This window comes from Lampropedia cohaerens (genome assembly GCF_001005215.1).
Lineage (GTDB): Bacteria > Pseudomonadota > Gammaproteobacteria > Burkholderiales > Burkholderiaceae_C > Lampropedia > Lampropedia cohaerens.
In genome coordinates this window covers 15,819-31,062 of record NZ_LBNQ01000024.1, presented here as the reverse complement: position 1 = coordinate 31,062, position 15,244 = coordinate 15,819, and the positions used below count along the sequence as shown (strand labels likewise).

14 protein-coding genes are annotated in these 15,244 nt (G+C 65.0%); 4 read left to right on the top strand and 10 right to left on the bottom strand.

Features of this window, described 5'->3' with window-relative positions; translation table 11 throughout:
- Nucleotides 1-4: 4 nt before the first annotated feature.
- Entirely contained in the window at nucleotides 5-1,030 is a 1,026-nt protein-coding gene (locus tag AAV94_RS08050; protein WP_084824821.1) for an ABC transporter substrate-binding protein, read from the top strand.
- Nucleotides 1,031-1,075: 45 nt separating this feature from the next.
- On the opposite strand, the gene tldD is transcribed toward AAV94_RS08050, so the two are convergent.
- Nucleotides 1,076-2,602 carry a metalloprotease TldD gene (gene tldD / locus AAV94_RS08045; protein ID WP_084824820.1) on the bottom strand — a complete coding sequence of 509 codons (1,527 nt, stop codon included), beginning with the start codon at nucleotides 2,600-2,602 and terminating at the stop codon, nucleotides 1,076-1,078.
- Between the two features lie 295 nt (nucleotides 2,603-2,897).
- Here tldD and argB point away from each other — a divergent pair, with 295 nt between their 5' ends.
- A complete protein-coding gene (gene argB / locus AAV94_RS08040; RefSeq protein ID WP_046741823.1) occupies nucleotides 2,898-3,788 on the top strand; it encodes an acetylglutamate kinase in 891 nt (296 codons plus the stop codon).
- Nucleotides 3,789-3,956: 168 nt separating this feature from the next.
- On the top strand, nucleotides 3,957-4,907 hold the full coding sequence (gene rpoH, locus AAV94_RS08035) for an RNA polymerase sigma factor RpoH (RefSeq protein WP_046741822.1): 951 nt from the start codon (nucleotides 3,957-3,959) through the stop codon (nucleotides 4,905-4,907).
- Nucleotides 4,908-4,978: 71 nt separating this feature from the next.
- Here rpoH and AAV94_RS08030 read toward each other — a convergent pair whose 3' ends face one another.
- The 4 genes from AAV94_RS08030 to AAV94_RS08015 all read right to left on the bottom strand — a co-directional run bounded on the left by AAV94_RS08030 (nucleotide 4,979) and on the right by AAV94_RS08015 (nucleotide 9,017).
- Nucleotides 4,979-5,623 carry an SCO family protein gene (locus AAV94_RS08030; RefSeq protein WP_046741821.1) on the bottom strand — a complete coding sequence of 215 codons (645 nt, stop codon included), beginning with the start codon at nucleotides 5,621-5,623 and terminating at the stop codon, nucleotides 4,979-4,981.
- Nucleotides 5,620-6,534, bottom strand: coding sequence for a heme o synthase (gene cyoE, locus AAV94_RS08025; protein WP_046741820.1), 915 nt, complete (start codon nucleotides 6,532-6,534; stop codon nucleotides 5,620-5,622). The genes AAV94_RS08030 and cyoE overlap by 4 nt, the downstream gene beginning before the upstream one ends.
- The gene (locus tag AAV94_RS08020; RefSeq protein ID WP_084824819.1) at nucleotides 6,531-7,778 is read right to left on the bottom strand and encodes a COX15/CtaA family protein; all 1,248 of its coding nucleotides are present in this window, start codon (nucleotides 7,776-7,778) and stop codon (nucleotides 6,531-6,533) included. Before AAV94_RS08020 ends, cyoE begins: the two co-directional genes overlap by 4 nt.
- A 315-nt stretch (nucleotides 7,779-8,093) precedes the next feature.
- On the bottom strand, nucleotides 8,094-9,017 hold the full coding sequence (locus AAV94_RS08015) for a methyltransferase domain-containing protein (protein WP_046741819.1): 924 nt from the start codon (nucleotides 9,015-9,017) through the stop codon (nucleotides 8,094-8,096).
- A 418-nt stretch (nucleotides 9,018-9,435) separates the two neighbouring features.
- On the opposite strand from AAV94_RS08015, the gene AAV94_RS08010 reads away from it, so the two are divergent.
- On the top strand, nucleotides 9,436-9,963 hold the full coding sequence (locus AAV94_RS08010; protein WP_231731311.1) for a ComF family protein: 528 nt from the start codon (nucleotides 9,436-9,438) through the stop codon (nucleotides 9,961-9,963).
- A gap of 49 nt (nucleotides 9,964-10,012) precedes the next feature.
- On the opposite strand, the gene minE is transcribed toward AAV94_RS08010, so the two are convergent.
- The 5 genes from minE to recD form a co-directional block, all read right to left on the bottom strand.
- The gene (gene minE / locus AAV94_RS08005) at nucleotides 10,013-10,288 is read right to left on the bottom strand and encodes a cell division topological specificity factor MinE (protein ID WP_046741817.1); all 276 of its coding nucleotides are present in this window, start codon (nucleotides 10,286-10,288) and stop codon (nucleotides 10,013-10,015) included.
- Nucleotides 10,289-10,293: 5 nt separating this feature from the next.
- Entirely contained in the window at nucleotides 10,294-11,109 is an 816-nt protein-coding gene (minD, locus tag AAV94_RS08000; RefSeq protein WP_046741816.1) for a septum site-determining protein MinD, read from the bottom strand.
- 143 nt (nucleotides 11,110-11,252) lie between these two features.
- Nucleotides 11,253-12,023, bottom strand: coding sequence for a septum site-determining protein MinC (gene minC / locus AAV94_RS07995; protein ID WP_046741815.1), 771 nt, complete (start codon nucleotides 12,021-12,023; stop codon nucleotides 11,253-11,255).
- 120 nt (nucleotides 12,024-12,143) lie between these two features.
- On the bottom strand, nucleotides 12,144-12,977 hold the full coding sequence (gene pyrF / locus AAV94_RS07990; protein WP_046741814.1) for an orotidine-5'-phosphate decarboxylase: 834 nt from the start codon (nucleotides 12,975-12,977) through the stop codon (nucleotides 12,144-12,146).
- A 56-nt stretch (nucleotides 12,978-13,033) separates the two neighbouring features.
- Complete coding sequence (gene recD / locus AAV94_RS07985) at nucleotides 13,034-15,238, bottom strand: exodeoxyribonuclease V subunit alpha (RefSeq protein ID WP_197408038.1); 2,205 nt, start codon at nucleotides 15,236-15,238, stop codon at nucleotides 13,034-13,036.
- Nucleotides 15,239-15,244: the final 6 nt, after the last annotated feature.

Here is a 15,244-nt window from a genome sequence, read left to right as displayed (position 1 = left end):
CGCCATGAATACCCTCGCCCTGCCCGCTCTTGCCTCTCGCCTGACGCGCTCCGCCCTGGCGGCGGGAGTGCTGGCCGCCTGCCAGCTAGCGGCACATGCCACCGAACCTGTAACGGTGCAGCTGCGCTGGGTCGCGCAGGCGCAGTTCGCCGGCTACTATGTGGCGCAGGCCAAGGGCTATTACCGTGCGCTGGATCTGGATGTGACGATCAAGCCGGGCGGGCCGGATACCTCGGTGGCACAGGTGCTCGCTGGCGGCGGCGCGGACCTGATCGTCGATTGGATGCCCACCGCACTGGCTGCGCGCGAGCGTGGCGTGCCGCTGGTCAACGTTGCACAAAGCTTCGCCCGCTCCGGCATGCAAATGACCTGCCGCGCCGACTCCGGCGTGCGCTCGCCCGCAGACCTCAAGGGCAAGACGGTGGGCGTCTGGTATTCCGGCAGCGAATACCCGTTCCTGGCCTGGATGGCCAAGCTTGGCCTGGAAGTGGGCGCTGATGACGGTGTCAAGGTGCTCAAGCAGGGCTACAACGTCGATCCGCTGCTGCAAAAGCAGGCCGACTGCATCTCCACCATGTCCTACAACGAATACTGGCAGGTCATCGACGGCGGCCTCACCCCCGAGCAGCTGGTGGTGTTCTCCTATGCCGACCAGGGCGTCTCCACCCTGGAAGATGGCCTGTACGCGATGGAGGCCAAGCTGCAGGACCCGGCCTACGTCGAACGTCTGGGCAAGTTTGTCGCGGCCACCAACAAGGGTTGGAAGTACGCCATCGAGAATCCCGACGAAGCCGTCGACATCATCCTGGATGCAGACGCCTCCGGCGCGCAGACCGCCGAGCACCAGCGGCGCATGCTGGTCGAAGTGGGCAAGCTGATCGATCTGAGCACAGGCGGCGCCCTGGCCGAAGCGGATTACCAGCGCACGGTTGACATCCTGCTCTCGGGCGGCTCCACGCCGGTCATCACCAAGGCTCCAGAAGGCGCATGGACGTCTGTGGTCACTGATGCGGCCCAGAAGTACCAGTGACGGACACGGTCGACAGCGGCCCGCGCTGAAGCAGCCGCTGCGAGATCAGACCGTCCCGCCCACGGTTAGCCCCTCGATGCGGAAGGTGGGCTGCCCCACGCCGACCGGCACGCTCTGCCCTTCCTTGCCACATACGCCCACGCCCGTATCGAGCTGCGGGTCATTGCCGATCATGCTGACATGCTTGAGCGCCTCCGGACCGTTGCCCACCAGCGTCGCGCCCTTGACCGGGTACAGCAGCTTGCCCTTTTCCACCCACCAGGCCTGGCTGGCAGAAAACACGAACTTGCCGGAGGTGATGTCCACCTGACCGCCACCGAAGTTGGTGGCGTAGATCCCGCGTTCGATACTGGCGATGACCTCGGCGGGCTCGTACTGTCCCCCCAGCATGTAGGTGTTGGTCATGCGCGGCATGGGAATGTGCGCATAGCTCTCGCGTCGGCCATTGCCGGTAGGTGCCGTCTTCATCAGGCGCGCATTCATCGCATCCTGGATGTAGCCAACCAAGATTCCGTCCTCGATCAGCACGTTGCGCTGCGTAGCATGGCCCTCGTCGTCGATGTTGAGCGAGCCGCGGCGGCCCGCCAGGGTGCCGTCATCCAGCACGGTCACGCCCTTGGCCGCCACGCGTTCGCCAATACGGCCGCTGAAGGCACTGGCGCCCTTGCGGTTGAAGTCCCCTTCCAGGCCGTGGCCGACCGCTTCGTGCAACAGCACCCCAGGCCAGCCAGGCCCGAGCACCACGGTCATTTCGCCGGCCGGCGCCGGGCGCGATTCAAGATTGATCAGCGCGTTCTGGACCGCATCCTCGACGTACTGCGTAATCCGTGCATCGTCGAAATAGGCCAGTCCAAAGCGCCCGCCTCCACCGGCCGTGCCGACCTCGCGCCGGCCTGCCTGCTGGGCGATCACCGTCACGGACAGCCGCACCAGCGGACGCACGTCCGCTGCCAGCGTGCCGTCCGCGCGCGTCACCAGGACCACGTCCCACTCGCTGGCAAGCCCGGCCATGACCTGCACGATGCGCGGATCGCGCGCCCGCGCCAGCTTTTCCACCCTACCCAACAAGGCCACCTTGGCAGCACTGTCCAGTGTCTCGATCGGATCAAGCGCGGGATAGAGCGCGCGGCCTGGCGCCACTCTGCGGGCCCCAACCTTGGCACGTCCACCCCGCGCAGTGCCATTGCCAATGGCCCGCACGGTCGCTGCGGCATCCATCAGTGCAGCCTGCGAAATATCGTCGGAGTACGCAAAGGCGGTCTTCTCGCCGGAAACCGCTCGCACGCCAAAACCCTGGTCGACGCTGTATGAACCTGTCTTGACGATGCCTTCCTCCAGGCTCCACCCCTCATGGCGGGTGTACTGGAAATACAGGTCCGCGTCGTCCACGTCACGCTTGCGAATGTGCGCCAGCGCCTGCTGCAGATGCTGCTCGCTCAGGCCAAACGGGGTCAGCAGGATGGATTGCGCCAATGCCAATCGATCAGTCGTGCTCGCAGCGGTGGCCTGCGCAGGGTCTGCGCCATCGTGCCGCAGTGTCTGCGACACATCAAGAATCAGGTTGGTAGTCATGGCGACATTGTAGAAGTGCCCCGTCCACCGCGTTTAGCATCCAGCCGATCTGCAGCGCTGGACAAACACTTTTCCAATTCACAGCATCGACTGCAAAGCGCAGTTCTACTGCCTTGACCCAGGCTTCATCAAAGCAAATAGACACCCTACCAATTAGCGCGTTCATAAAAGATGGTCAAACGACCAACAAGCGCTGGTTGTAACCCGTGTCATCGCTACCGATTCATGCACAATTGCCCATGCACAATTGCCCGCTTTGTAAAAACGCGCCTTTCAACCGCGCCTTTTTCCAGCCATGACACAACACTCCAGCATCACCCCCCAGGACAAGGCCAACATTCTTTCGCAGGCCCTGCCTTACATTCGCAAGTTCCATGGCAAGACCATGGTCATCAAATATGGTGGCAATGCCATGACCGAACCGGCGCTGCAAGCTGCGTTTGCCGAGGACGTGGTGCTGCTCAAGCTGGTGGGCATCAACCCCGTCGTGGTGCACGGTGGCGGCCCGCAGATCGAATCGGCCCTCAAGCGGCTGGGCAAGACTGGTCAGTTCATTCAGGGCATGCGCGTGACCGACGACGAGACCATGGAGGTCGTGGAATGGGTGCTGGCCGGTGAAGTGCAGCAGGACATTGTCGGTCTGATCAACCAGGCCGGTGGCAAGGCGGTCGGTCTGACCGGGCGTGATGGCGCCTTCATCCGTGCCGAAAAGCTCAAGATGGCCGACAACAAGGACCCGAACGTGCTCTATGACGTGGGCCAGGTCGGCAACATCGTCAGCATCGATCCCAGTGTGGTCAAGGCGCTGCAGGATGACGCCTTCATCCCCGTCATCAGCCCCATTGGCTACGGTGACCAGAACGAGAGCTACAACATCAATGCCGATGTGGTCGCCAGCAAGCTCGCCTCGGTCCTTAAGGCCGAAAAGCTGATGCTGCTGACCAATACGCCCGGAGTCCTGGACAAGGAGGGCAAGCTTTTGACCAATCTTTCGGCGCGCGAGATCGACAACCTGTTTGCCGATGGCACCATTTCCGGCGGCATGCTGCCCAAGATCAGTGGCGCGCTGGATGCTGCCAAAAGCGGCGTCAACTCCGTGCACATCGTCGATGGCCGGGTTCCGCATGCCATGCTGCTGGAAATTCTTACGGATACCCCCTACGGAACCATGATCCGCTCACACTGATCTACCATTGCGCTACTGCGCAGGCCGACTCGAATCGGCCTGAACGACGGTGGAACTTCTACATTAGCACTCTATCAAAGAGAGTGCTAATATCGCCAGGCAGCCACGCCGATTTGTCCTTCGCTGTTGGCCAGCCTGGCGCCATTCGCCCTGAAAGGAAATTCATCCATGAGCCAAACCACCGTACACGCACTTACTCCCGCTTCGGCGCAGTGGCCTGCGCTGCCGGCGTTGGGCAACCTGGATGCCTACATTTCCGCTGTCAACCGCATGCCCATGCTCACCGCCGAGGAAGAGCTGCGCTATGCGCGCGAACTGCGCGATCACAACAGTGTCGAGGCTGCCGGAAAGCTGGTGATGTCACACCTGCGGGTGGTCGTTGCCGTCTCCCGCCAATACTTGGGCTATGGGCTGCCGCAGGGTGATCTGATTCAGGAAGGCAACGTGGGCCTGATGAAAGCCGTGCGCCGTTTCGACCCCGAGCAAGGTGTGCGTCTGGTCAGCTATGCGCTGCACTGGATCAAGGCGGAGATCCACGAGTTCATCCTCAAGAACTGGCGCATGGTCAAGGTGGCCACGACCAAGGCGCAGCGCAAGCTGTTTTTCAACCTGCGCTCGCTCAAGGCCGACCTGAAGGCCAGTCACGCCATGACGGAGGGCGAGCAGTACCGCACCAGCCTCACTGACCGCGAGATCGACGAGGTCGCCAGTCAGCTCAACGTCAAGCGCGAGGAAGTCATCGAGATGGAAACGCGCCTGTCGGGCGGCGACGTCGTACTGGATCCGACGCCGGTTGACGAGGAACGTGAAGCGGGCCACTTCGCCCCCATTGCCTATTTGGCCGACCACACGCATGAGCCGACTGCGGTGCTGGAAGCCAAGGAACGCAATTTCCTGGCCACCGACGGCATTCAAATGGCACTGCAGACGCTGGACGAACGCAGCCGGCGCATTGTGCAGGAGCGCTGGCTCAACGTCAATGATGACGGCTCAGGCGGCATGACTCTGCACGAACTGGCCGAGGAATACGGCGTCAGCGCCGAGCGCATCCGCCAGATCGAGGTGGCTGCGATGAAGAAGATGCGCAAGGCCATGGTGCCAGCACTTGCGGCCGCCTGATCGCCAATAGCGCGCTTGCACCGCTACGCCCCGCCCTGCGGGCAGTCAGCAAGTTCCGCGCAGGGGCCTTCTCAGCTGCGCCCCAGCCGCTCGCTTTCCTCAAGCAGAGTCCGCACATCCGCCGTCAGCTGGTCGACCGGTGTGCCATAGCGCACATACAGGCGCAGTTGGCCTTGTGGGTCGAACAGATAGCCCGCCGAGGTGTGATTCATGGTGTAGCTGTCCTCGGTGGCACCCGGTACCTTCTGGTAGACCACCTTGAACTCGCGTGCCATCGCCGCCAGCTGCTCGGCGCTGCCAACCAAGGCAATGGCGCTCTCATCAAAGCTGCCCAGATACTGCCGCATGATCTCTGGGGTGTCACGCTCGGGATCCACGGTGACGAACAGCACCTGCAGCCGATCAGCGTCGGCACCGAGTTGCCTTTTCACCTCCGCCAGCTCCAGCATGGTGGTGGGACACACATCCGGGCATTGCGCGAAGCCAAAGAAAATGAAGACGGCCTTGCCGGCAAAGTCCGCGATGGTGCGCATGTTGCCGTCGGCATCCGGCATCTGCCAGTTGCGCCCATACTCGGCACCCGTGACATCAATGGCGTTAAAGCGCACAGCCGGCGCAGGCGGCGTCCTTTCCTTGCACGCAGCCAGACCTGCGGCTGCGGCACCAACAAGCGCCAGGCAGGCGGCGCGGCGTGTAAGAGCAGCGGGAAGGGTCATGCCAGTCCTCCAATTCTCAGGTAATGATCGATCAGCAATGCGGCAAACACGCCGCTCAGATGCCACAGCGACCAGCGGAACGTGCGACGCGCCAGCGCGTCGGAGTAGTCGCGCCACAGCCACCAACCGTAGTAGCAGAACACGCCGCTGAGGGCCGCTGCCACCACCAGATAGAACCAGCTGCTCATGCCATAGGCCACCGGCGCCATGCAGGCCGCAAACAGCACCAGCGTATAGAGAAAGACCTGCAAGCTGGTGTAACGCTGGCCGCGCACTACGGGCATCATCGGCAAGCCGGACTCGCGGTATTCCTCCACCTTGTAGAGCGCCAGCGCCCAGAAGTGCGGGGGCGTCCACAGGAAGATGATGAGAAACAGCAGCCACGCCTCCGGCGCGAGGCTGCCCTGCATCGCGGCCCATCCCAACACAGGGGGCATGGCGCCCGATGCGCCACCGATGACAATGTTCTGCGGCGTCAGCGGCTTAAGCACCACCGTATAGATCACCGCATACCCCACAAACGTGGCCAGCGTCAGCCACATCGTCAGCGGGTTGATCGAGTAGTACAGCAGCAGGCAGCCCGCCGAGCACAGCAGGCCCGAGAACATTAGCGCCTGCCAATCGGGCAGCTCGCCACGCGCGGTGGGGCGCCAGGCCGTGCGGCGCATGCGCGCATCAATGGCCTTCTCCACCAGACAATTGAACGCCGCCGCCGCCGAGGCCACCAGCCAGATGCCAAAACACGCCAGCAGGATCTGCCGCATCTGCGGACCGCTGGGCACCGCCGGAATGGCCAGTACCATGCCAATCAGGGCGCAGAACACGATCAACTGCACCACGCGGGGCTTGGTCAGAACCCAGAACTGCATCCAGCGGGTGCGCAGATCCATGGGCAAAGCAGCCTGCCTCATGAGGATACTCTCCTGCCTGGCCCTGCTGACCAGCGGCTATGCGTATCAACGTATCGCGACAAATTCGACTCCGTAATCAATTCGGTTGACCGACCCGACATCCGCACCCGGGTATCAGCCAGCAACTGCGTCAGCACCACCACCAGCGCTGCCGCGCCACCGGTGTGCAGAATGGCCGCCAGCAGCGGCCAGCCCAGCACGACGTTGGACAGGCCCGTGAGCAGCTGCGCTGCCACCAGTATGGCCAGCCGCTGGCCAGCGCGCCGCAGCGCCCCCCCTCGACGCCACAGCGCCACTGCCAGCCAGGCAGCACTTGCCACCACCACCAGCGCAAACAGGCGATGCACATAGTGAATCGCCACCAATGCCGGGAACTCTATCAGGTTGCCGTCGGCCTGGTGGCCCAGCTCACGCCAGAGGGTAAAGCCCTGGCGCACGTCCATCTCCGGCCACCACGCACCGTTGCAGTCAGGAAACGTCGCACAGGCAAGCACTGCATAGTTGGTGCTGACCCAGCCGCCAAGCGCGATCTGCACCAGCACGACGGCAAAGACAGCCCAGGCCAGCATCCGCAGTCCACGCCCGATGGCATGGGGCGCTGCGGCAGCCGTGATCTGCCGCCACCGCACCGCCTGCGCGCACAGCAGCGCCAGCAGCACCACGCCGCCCAGCAGATGCAGCGTCACGATGGCGGGAAACAGCTTCATCGTCACCGTCCACGCCCCGAATGCGCCCTGCAGCAGCACCCACAGCAAGGTCACCGTAGGCCACACCGGATGCAAGGGAGGCGCCTGCGCGGCCTGCTGCCGCTGACTGCGGCGCCACCGCAGCCACTGGTGCCAACCCAATACCGTCAGCACAGTCGTCAAGGCACCGACCCCGGTGGCCAGGTAGCGGTGGATCATCTCGATCCACGCCTTGCCGTGCGTGACAGGACCATCCGGCATGGCCTGTTGTGCAGCAGCAATCTCTGCATGGGCACCGACAGGGCTGGCGTTGCCGTAGCAGCCTGGCCAGTCCGGGCAGCCGAGTCCCGAATCGGTCAAGCGCGTGAACGCCCCGAACAGCACCAGATCGAAGGTCAGCACCAGCGTTGCCACGACCAAAGCATGCAGGAAGCCGCGCATGCCGCGATGGCGATTGCGCCGCCACACCCAAACAAGCGGCACCAGCGCCACCAACACTCCGACCAGCAGCAGCTCGACAAGTGGCGCCCAGTCGTACAGGGCCACCTGCGCGTTCATGCCGCGCCTCCGCCATTGACAGGATGGCGCGCCGTGCACGTCGCAAACGCCCACAGCAGCGCAGCGCCTGCCCTTACCCTTAATAGGGCAGCCACAAGGTCTTTTCGCCCATGCGATATCGTGCTATGCGTCATCCGCGCGCTCCATCCTGGCAGACAACCCGGCGCGCCAGGCACATCGTGGCCAGTCATTTTTTGATGGCGATGAAAATCGGCCAACCCGCTATTTTGCCGCAAGCGCTATCTCCGCACGAATCACAGGAACATCCGGCCGCGGCGAAGAGCGCTGGAGCCCGCAGCCAGACAATGATCGGACCTAATCCGAATCCCCGTCCTGCAGCGCGGACGGCGCCTTGGCACGGCGCAACGCAGCGCGCACATCCCCCAGCGGAATGGCCGAGTGCTGTGCCGAAGCAGCGCGCGGGCGGGCCTTGAAGGCATGGCCATAAACGATCTCGAAGGTCAACGTGATCGTCCCATCGGCCGCTGTCAGCTGCTGCAGCGCTTCACACAGCGCGCGGTGCCACCGCCTGCCTCGCAGACCAGCAAAGCGATCAACGTGAAGATTGCGCCCCAGCTCGCGCAGCTCCACCAGCACGCGTTCGGCACTGGGAAACTGCAAGCGGATATGTTCCATGTCCATGACCGGCTCGGCAAACCCGTTGGCGACCAGCATGTCGCCCAGATCGTGCATGTCGGTAAAGGCCTGCGCCGGTTCGGGCCACCGGGCCTGCGCATAAAGGCCGCGCAGTTCGATGAGGGTATCGGGCCCGAACGTCGAGAACATCACAAAGCCTTCGTCGCCCAGCCATTGGCCCCACTGCCGCATCAGCGCGGCAGGATCGGGCGCCAGATGCAGCGCCATGTTGGCCCAGACCATGTCCAGGCAGCCCGACGGTGGCGCCTCGAAATGCACCGGCCCACCACGCAGACGTCGCCAAAGCGATGGGCGCCACCGGCGCAGCGCCTCCTGCGCATGCAATGGATTGCCGTGCCACAGCCAGCACTCGGCATCGCCATAGCGCTGTGCGACCAGCGCATGCGCTGCCGCGCCGCCACGCACCGGCTCCCAATCCAGCCAGCGCCTGGGCCGCCTGACGAACCATTGCAACCGCTCCGCCATGCGGCGCCCGACCTCCTCGTGCAGCCACGGACTGCGCGCTGGCGCACGCGCCAGCCAGCATGCCAGGGCCTGGCCATCAAGCGTGGGAGGAGAGGTACCGGTAATGCCCGCTGTCATGAGGAAATCGCCTTGTACGCACCGCCACAGCCGGGCAATGCGGTCAGTCAAAAGAATCGTCAGCGGCGTCTCAAAACCTGTTCCAAGGCCACCCCGGCAACGCCGGACCGTTGCCACTGATGCACGCCGATGATAATCAGTAGTGCCAATCCGTGCGGATGCTGGCGCGGCGCTTGGACTGCGCCCAAACCCGGCACCGCCGGATCAAAGCCTTGCGTGAGAGTATGCCGCCATGTTCCACCAATTACGTCGCCTGCTGCCGTCGCAATGCCCATTCTGCAATGCCTGGCCGGTATTCGGTGCCGCAGGCGGCATCTGCGATGCATGCCGTCGCCACCTGCGCAAATTCCCACCACGCTGCCGGCATTGCGCGCTGTCGCTCACACTGGCGAACGCTCCATGCCCAGCCTGCGCCCAGATGCCCTCTCCGCTGGCACACTGTGTGGCGGCGGTGGATTATGGCTACCCATGGGAACAGGTGCTGCACCAGTTCAAGTACCAGCAGGGCCATGCCTGGGCCCATGCAATGGCCGACTGGCTGCTGCAGCACCCCGACGGTCCACCCCTGTTGCGCGCGGCAGACGCCATCCTGCCCGTGCCGCTGGCCCCGGCGCGCCTGCGCGAGCGTGGCTACAACCAAGCGTGGGAGCTGACCTGCGCCCTCACCAGGGCCTGCGGCGTTCGCCGCAAGGCCCACGCGCGGTGGCTCAGCCGCCGGGACACATCGCGGCATCAGGTCGGCAGCAGTCGGGTGCAGCGCCTGCGCAACCTGCGCGACGCCTTTGCCTGTCATGTGCAAGTGCGTGGCCAGCATATCCTGCTGGTCGATGACGTCATGACCACCGGCGCAACGCTGTTTACGCTAGCGCGCCTGCTGCAAGCACGCGGCGCAGCATCGGTGACGGCCATGGCATTTGCGCGCACGCCCCTGCCAGGCCTGAGCTGACCCACACGCAAGGCCAGTGGCACCTGCACTGCGCAGTGCTATGCCAACCTCAGCGACTGTTGCGCAGCTCCGCTTCAGGCAGCTCGATCTTGACTTCCAGCACTTCGAGATTGTCCTGCCTGTCCAGCGCGACCTTGATGTCCTGCGGGTCAATCTGGATGTACTTGGAGATCACCTGTACCAGATCCTTTTGCAGATCGGCCAGGAACTCGGGCTTGCGCGTCGTGCGGTCACTGCGCTCGTGCGCGAGGATGATTTGCAGACGCTCCTTGGCGACCGAAGCGGTCTTCTTCTTGCCGCCAAAGAGGAGATCGATCAGGGCCATGGCGGTTACCTCCCGCCGAAGATGCGTTTGAGAAAGCCCGCCTTCTGGGCTTCGATGAACCGCAGGGGGCGCTCCTCGCCGAGAAAGCGCGCCACCACGTCGAGATAAGCCTCGGACACGTCCGAACCCTTGATGTGCACGGCAGGCACCCCCTGGTTGGACGCCTGCAGCACCGACTCGGACTCCGGAATCACGCCGATGAGCGGAATACGCAGAATGTCCTGGATGTCATCGAGCGAAAGCATCTGCCCGCCCTCCACCCGATTGGGGTTGTAGCGCGTGATCAACAGATGTTCCTTGACCGGATCACGCCCGTCGATGGCGCGCTGGGTCTTGGAAGCCAGCATGCCCAGAATGCGGTCCGAATCGCGCACCGAGGAGACTTCCGGGTTGGTCACAACAATGGCCTCATCGGCAAACCGCATCGCCAGAAGGGCCCCACTTTCGATACCCGCTGGCGAGTCGCAGACGATGAATTCGAAATCCATCGCCACCAGATCGTCGAGCACCTTCTTCACGCCATCTTCCGTGAGCGCATCCTTGTCGCGCGTCTGCGACGCAGCCAGGATGTAGAGGTTCTCCAGCTGCTTGTCCTTGATCAGGGCTTGATGCAGGTTGGCTTCGCCCTGAATGACGTTGATCAGGTCGTACACCACGCGCCGCTCGGCCCCCATGATCAGGTCCAGATTGCGCAGGCCCACGTCGAAATCGATGACGGCGGTCTTGTGGCCACGCATGGCCAGTCCCGAGGAAATGCTGGCACTGGTGGTGGTTTTGCCAACCCCGCCCTTACCCGAGGTCACAACGATGATTTTCGCCATTCAGTTCATCCTGTCAGAAATGAGTATTTTTTGTTCGGGCCCTTCGTCCCACACGCAGCGCCTGACGCTATTGTGCCGATTCGCCCAACCGGCAGCAATGTACCAGCTGTGCCGAGCGTACCAAGCTGTAACCGGCTGTCCTGTCAGTGCGCAGCCAATGGTTCGATGACCAGGCGCTCGCCCTCAAGGCGAATCTGCGCCGGACGGCTCGCGACTTCCTTGGGGAAATCCGTCTCACCAGTGCGATAAATGCCAGCCACCGAAAGCAGTTGCGCCTCCAGGCACTGCGTGAAAATGCGCGCCTGCACATCCCCACGCGCGCCGGCAATGGCCCGCCCCCGCAGTGGGGCATAGACGTGCACGTTGCCATCGGCAATCACCTCGGCACCGAAGTTGACGGCCGTCGTGACGATCAGGTCGGCGCCACGCGCATACACCTGCTGGCCCGAGCGCAGCGGCTTGTCGATCAGCACCGTCTTGGCTGCAGGCGCCTCGCGCACCACTTCGACCTCGCGCACCACCTCGCGAATCTCCACGCTCGGCGCAGCTGGCGCCGCCGCGCGCACGGGCGCGGCCTCCGGCGCCACCGACAGGCCCGCCGCACGCGCGAACTCGGTCTGCACGGCACTGCCGCCACGCACCGCCACGGGAATGGTCTTGAGTCCGCGCAGGGTGCCGATCAGCCCGGTGAAGTCAATGGCGGCGGGGTCCTCCCGCACTGCCGACAGGTCGATGAGCACGGGGTCGTTGTCGAAAAAGTCCGGCTCGTTCACGAACCGCTCGGCCAGCGCCTGGCGCACCGCATAGGTGTCGGTGGTGCGCAGCAGCAGCGCCACCACGGGCAGGGAGGCGCTCTTGAGCTCGAACGGCGCTTTGCCGTTCACGGAAGTCGGGGCATTGGGTTCGGCAGCCATGCGCGTAGGATCAATCCGGCAGAAATGTCATTGCAATGGATCAGGCCGCGCACACGTCTTGCATCTTGCGTGACCGCGCCTGGACAAATGGCGCCCAAGTGTACCTCTGCCGGCATTGCATCAGTGTGCCGCAGGCAGGGCTGCGTTGAGCTGCGCGCGGGTGCGCAAAGCCTCTTGCCGCGCCGCCGCCGCAAAGTCGCTGCTGGCGCTGGCGTACAGGATGGCGCGTGACGAATTGATGACCGCCGTGCCGCAGCCGGCGTAGCCGGCGCGTACGGTGGCCTGCGCATCGCCCCCTTGCGCGCCCACGCCAGGAATCAGCAGCGGCAGGCGCGGTGCGCGCGCCCGGACCGCTGCAATCTCGTCCGGGCGCGTGGCGCCCACCACCAGACCGAGCTGCCCATTGGTGTTCCATGGCCCTTGCGCCATCTCTGCGACATGCTCGAACAGACGTGGCTGGCCCGGCAGAGCCGCCAGTGGCTGTGCCTGCAGATCGTCGCCACCGGGGTTGGAGGTGCGACACAGCAGAAACGCCCCCTTGCCCTTATAGGCCAGATAGGGCTGCAGCGAATCAAACCCCATGAAGGGCGAGAGCGTCACCGCGTCCGCTCCATAGCGCTCGAACGCCTCACGCGCATACTGCTGCGCGGTGGAGCCAATGTCGCCTCGCTTGGCATCAAGGATCACGGGAACCTGGGGTGCAACGTCGCGGATGTGGGCGATCAAACGCTCCAGCTGGTCCTCGGCACGCTGCGCCGCAAAGTAGGCAATCTGCGGCTTGAACGCGCAGACCAGATCCGCCGTGGCCTCCACGATCGCTGCGCAGAAATCAAAAATGCGCGATGCGTCGCCGCGCCAGGGCTCGGGCAGGCGGGTCGGATCGGGATCCAGCCCCACGCACAGCAGAGAATCGTTGGCGCGGGCGGCCCGCGCAAGCATGTCGGTGAAAAGCATGGGCGCAGATTGTGGCACAGCGCTGCCGCGAGCCAGCGAGCGCCTTGCGCGCAGCGTCAGCGCAACCGCTCAGCCACCTCTGCTGCGGGCTGCAGCGCCAGCTGCTCGGCCAGTCCGCTGGCTCGGCGGGTGCGCTGCGCCATCGCCTGCTGCCACATGCCTGGCTCCGGCGCGAGGTAGCTGAAGTGCCGCCTGGCGCGCGTCAGCCCGGTGTAGAGCAGCTCGCGCGTGAGCAGGGGACTGGCCTGTGCCGGCAGGCACAGCAAAACGTGCTCGAACTCCGAGCCCTGACTTTTGTGCACGGTCATCGCGAAGGCGGTCTCCACATGCTGCAGCCGACTGACGGACACGGAGCGGCTCGCGCCTGCTTGCGCCCCCGGCTGCGGGAAGTACACGCGCAAGCGCTGGCGATCCTGCGCGCTGGGCAGCGCCACGCCCACATCGCCATTAAAGACGCCCAGGCTGGCGTCGTTGCGCACCACCATCACCACCCGACCCGCGAACCAGCCACTGGCGCGCACCGGCACGCCCTGCGCGCGCAGGGCCTGCAGCACCAGCGCGTTCATGCCATCCACGCCCCAGTCGCCGGCACGGGTGGCACACAGGATGCGAAAGCGCGCCAGCGCGGCCAGCACTGCCTGCACCCAGCCGTCGTGGGCAGCCAGCCATGCTGCGTCTGCAGCACCTGCCCCCGGCCAGCGGGGCGGTCGCGCCAGCAAGGCCATCAACGGCGCATAGCCATCCGCAGCTGTAGCGCCGGCATCTGCCGCGCCCGCGCTGACGATACGGCGCGCATCCGCCAGTGTCGCCCCCTCCTTCCAGAATACCTCGCGCTCGGCGGCAGGGGTTTCGGCCAGCGCACGCAGGATGCCCTGCATGGCTGCGTCGTCGCCCTGCCGCACCGCCGCGGCCAGCGCGCCGATGGGGCCGCCAAAGCGCCGGCTCTCGCGCAGCATCACCGTTGCCTGGGCCAGCGGCGGGGGCGCATCGGCCTGCTGCCAGTGCGCAGGCAGCTGTTCACGCGTTGCCGCTGCAACGTAGGCGGCGGTAGCGGGCGCATAGCGGCCTGCCTCGGCCTGGGCACAGACATCGCCCAGCACCGCACCGGCCTCGACCGAGTCCAGCTGGTCCTTGTCACCAAGCAGCACCAGATGCGCCTGCGGCGGCAATGCGGCCAGCAGTGCCGCCATCATCTGCAGATCGACCATGGACGCCTCGTCCACCACCAACCAGTCCACCTGCAGTGGATTGGCCGCGTCGTGCCGCAGTCGCCGCGTGCCCTGCTGCGCGCCCAGCAGTGCATGCAACGTGCGCGCGGCGGGAATGGCCGCCAGGGCCGCCTGCACACCATCCAGCGCGGTGATGGCAGGTGGCAGCGCATGCAGGGATTGCTGCAGGGATTCGCTCAACCGCGCGGCAGCCTTGCCAGTCGGCGCTGCCAGCTGGATGCGCAGCGCATGCGGCTTGGGCGCGAGCGCAAGCACCGCAGCCAGCAGTCTCGCAACCGTATACGTCTTGCCCGTACCCGGCCCGCCAGTGATGACTGCAAGGCGCTGGCGCAGGGCCAGCGCGCAGGCCACCTTCTGCCAGTTCGGTGTCTGACTCGTCTGCGAGGCGGCAGCGGGCGTCCCGCCAAAGAGCGCGTCCAGCACTGCAGCAATGCGAGACGCTGGCAACGCTGCCGTGGCAGCCTCCGCCAGCGGGGCAACACGCTGCAGCAGTCCGGTGGCAACCGTGCGTTCGTAGCGGTGGTAGCGGCGCAGATACAGCCGTACCGGCTGGCGGGTCGTCCCCTGCCCACCCCAATGCACCACCAACGGCGGCGCCTCCTCGTCGGCTGCCGTGTCGCAAGTGTCCGGTGCCAGCGGGTCATACCCCTGGACCAGCGGCGAATCCAGCACGGCCTGCCAGTCGGCTGCATCATCGGGCAGCTGGCGGCGCCACTGCACCAGCGCCTGAGCGCGCGTGCCTATCGTCAGAGGTGATGCAGCGACAGGATCTGCCGCTGCATCGCCCAGCCAGGCCTGCAGCTGCAGGTCGATCTGCTGCAGTGGCAGGCAAGCGTGGCCGCGCCCTTCCAGCGCCGCCAGCAATGCCACGACATAGGGCAGGCGCCGGTCGCAACCGGGGTCGGCACGCACGCACCACTGGGCAAGCGCCACGTCCAGCCAGCGCAGCCAGCCCGCCTCCGCCCACTCGCACAGCTGCACCACGGCAGCATGATGCCGATCTGCAATTGCCAGGAGGAATGGGTTATGCACAGGCAA

What these genes read in the sequence shown, in the direction of transcription:
- cyoE (WP_046741820.1), bottom strand. Translation starts at nt 6,534, where the DNA reads ATGAGGCAGGCTGCTTTGCCCATGGATCTGCGCACCCGCTGGATGCAG.
- argB (WP_046741823.1), top strand. Translation starts at nt 2,898, where the DNA reads ATGACACAACACTCCAGCATCACCCCCCAGGACAAGGCCAACATTCTT.
- tldD (WP_084824820.1), bottom strand. Translation starts at nt 2,602, where the DNA reads ATGACTACCAACCTGATTCTTGATGTGTCGCAGACACTGCGGCACGAT.
- rpoH (WP_046741822.1), top strand. Translation starts at nt 3,957, where the DNA reads ATGAGCCAAACCACCGTACACGCACTTACTCCCGCTTCGGCGCAGTGG.
- minC (WP_046741815.1), bottom strand. Translation starts at nt 12,023, where the DNA reads ATGGCTGCCGAACCCAATGCCCCGACTTCCGTGAACGGCAAAGCGCCG.
- AAV94_RS08050 (WP_084824821.1), top strand. Translation starts at nt 5, where the DNA reads ATGAATACCCTCGCCCTGCCCGCTCTTGCCTCTCGCCTGACGCGCTCC.
- AAV94_RS08030 (WP_046741821.1), bottom strand. Translation starts at nt 5,623, where the DNA reads ATGACCCTTCCCGCTGCTCTTACACGCCGCGCCGCCTGCCTGGCGCTT.
- minD (WP_046741816.1), bottom strand. Translation starts at nt 11,109, where the DNA reads ATGGCGAAAATCATCGTTGTGACCTCGGGTAAGGGCGGGGTTGGCAAA.
- AAV94_RS08015 (WP_046741819.1), bottom strand. Translation starts at nt 9,017, where the DNA reads ATGACAGCGGGCATTACCGGTACCTCTCCTCCCACGCTTGATGGCCAG.
- minE (WP_046741817.1), bottom strand. Translation starts at nt 10,288, where the DNA reads ATGGCCCTGATCGATCTCCTCTTTGGCGGCAAGAAGAAGACCGCTTCG.
- AAV94_RS08020 (WP_084824819.1), bottom strand. Translation starts at nt 7,778, where the DNA reads ATGAACGCGCAGGTGGCCCTGTACGACTGGGCGCCACTTGTCGAGCTG.
- AAV94_RS08010 (WP_231731311.1), top strand. Translation starts at nt 9,436, where the DNA reads ATGCCCTCTCCGCTGGCACACTGTGTGGCGGCGGTGGATTATGGCTAC.
- pyrF (WP_046741814.1), bottom strand. Translation starts at nt 12,977, where the DNA reads ATGCTTTTCACCGACATGCTTGCGCGGGCCGCCCGCGCCAACGATTCT.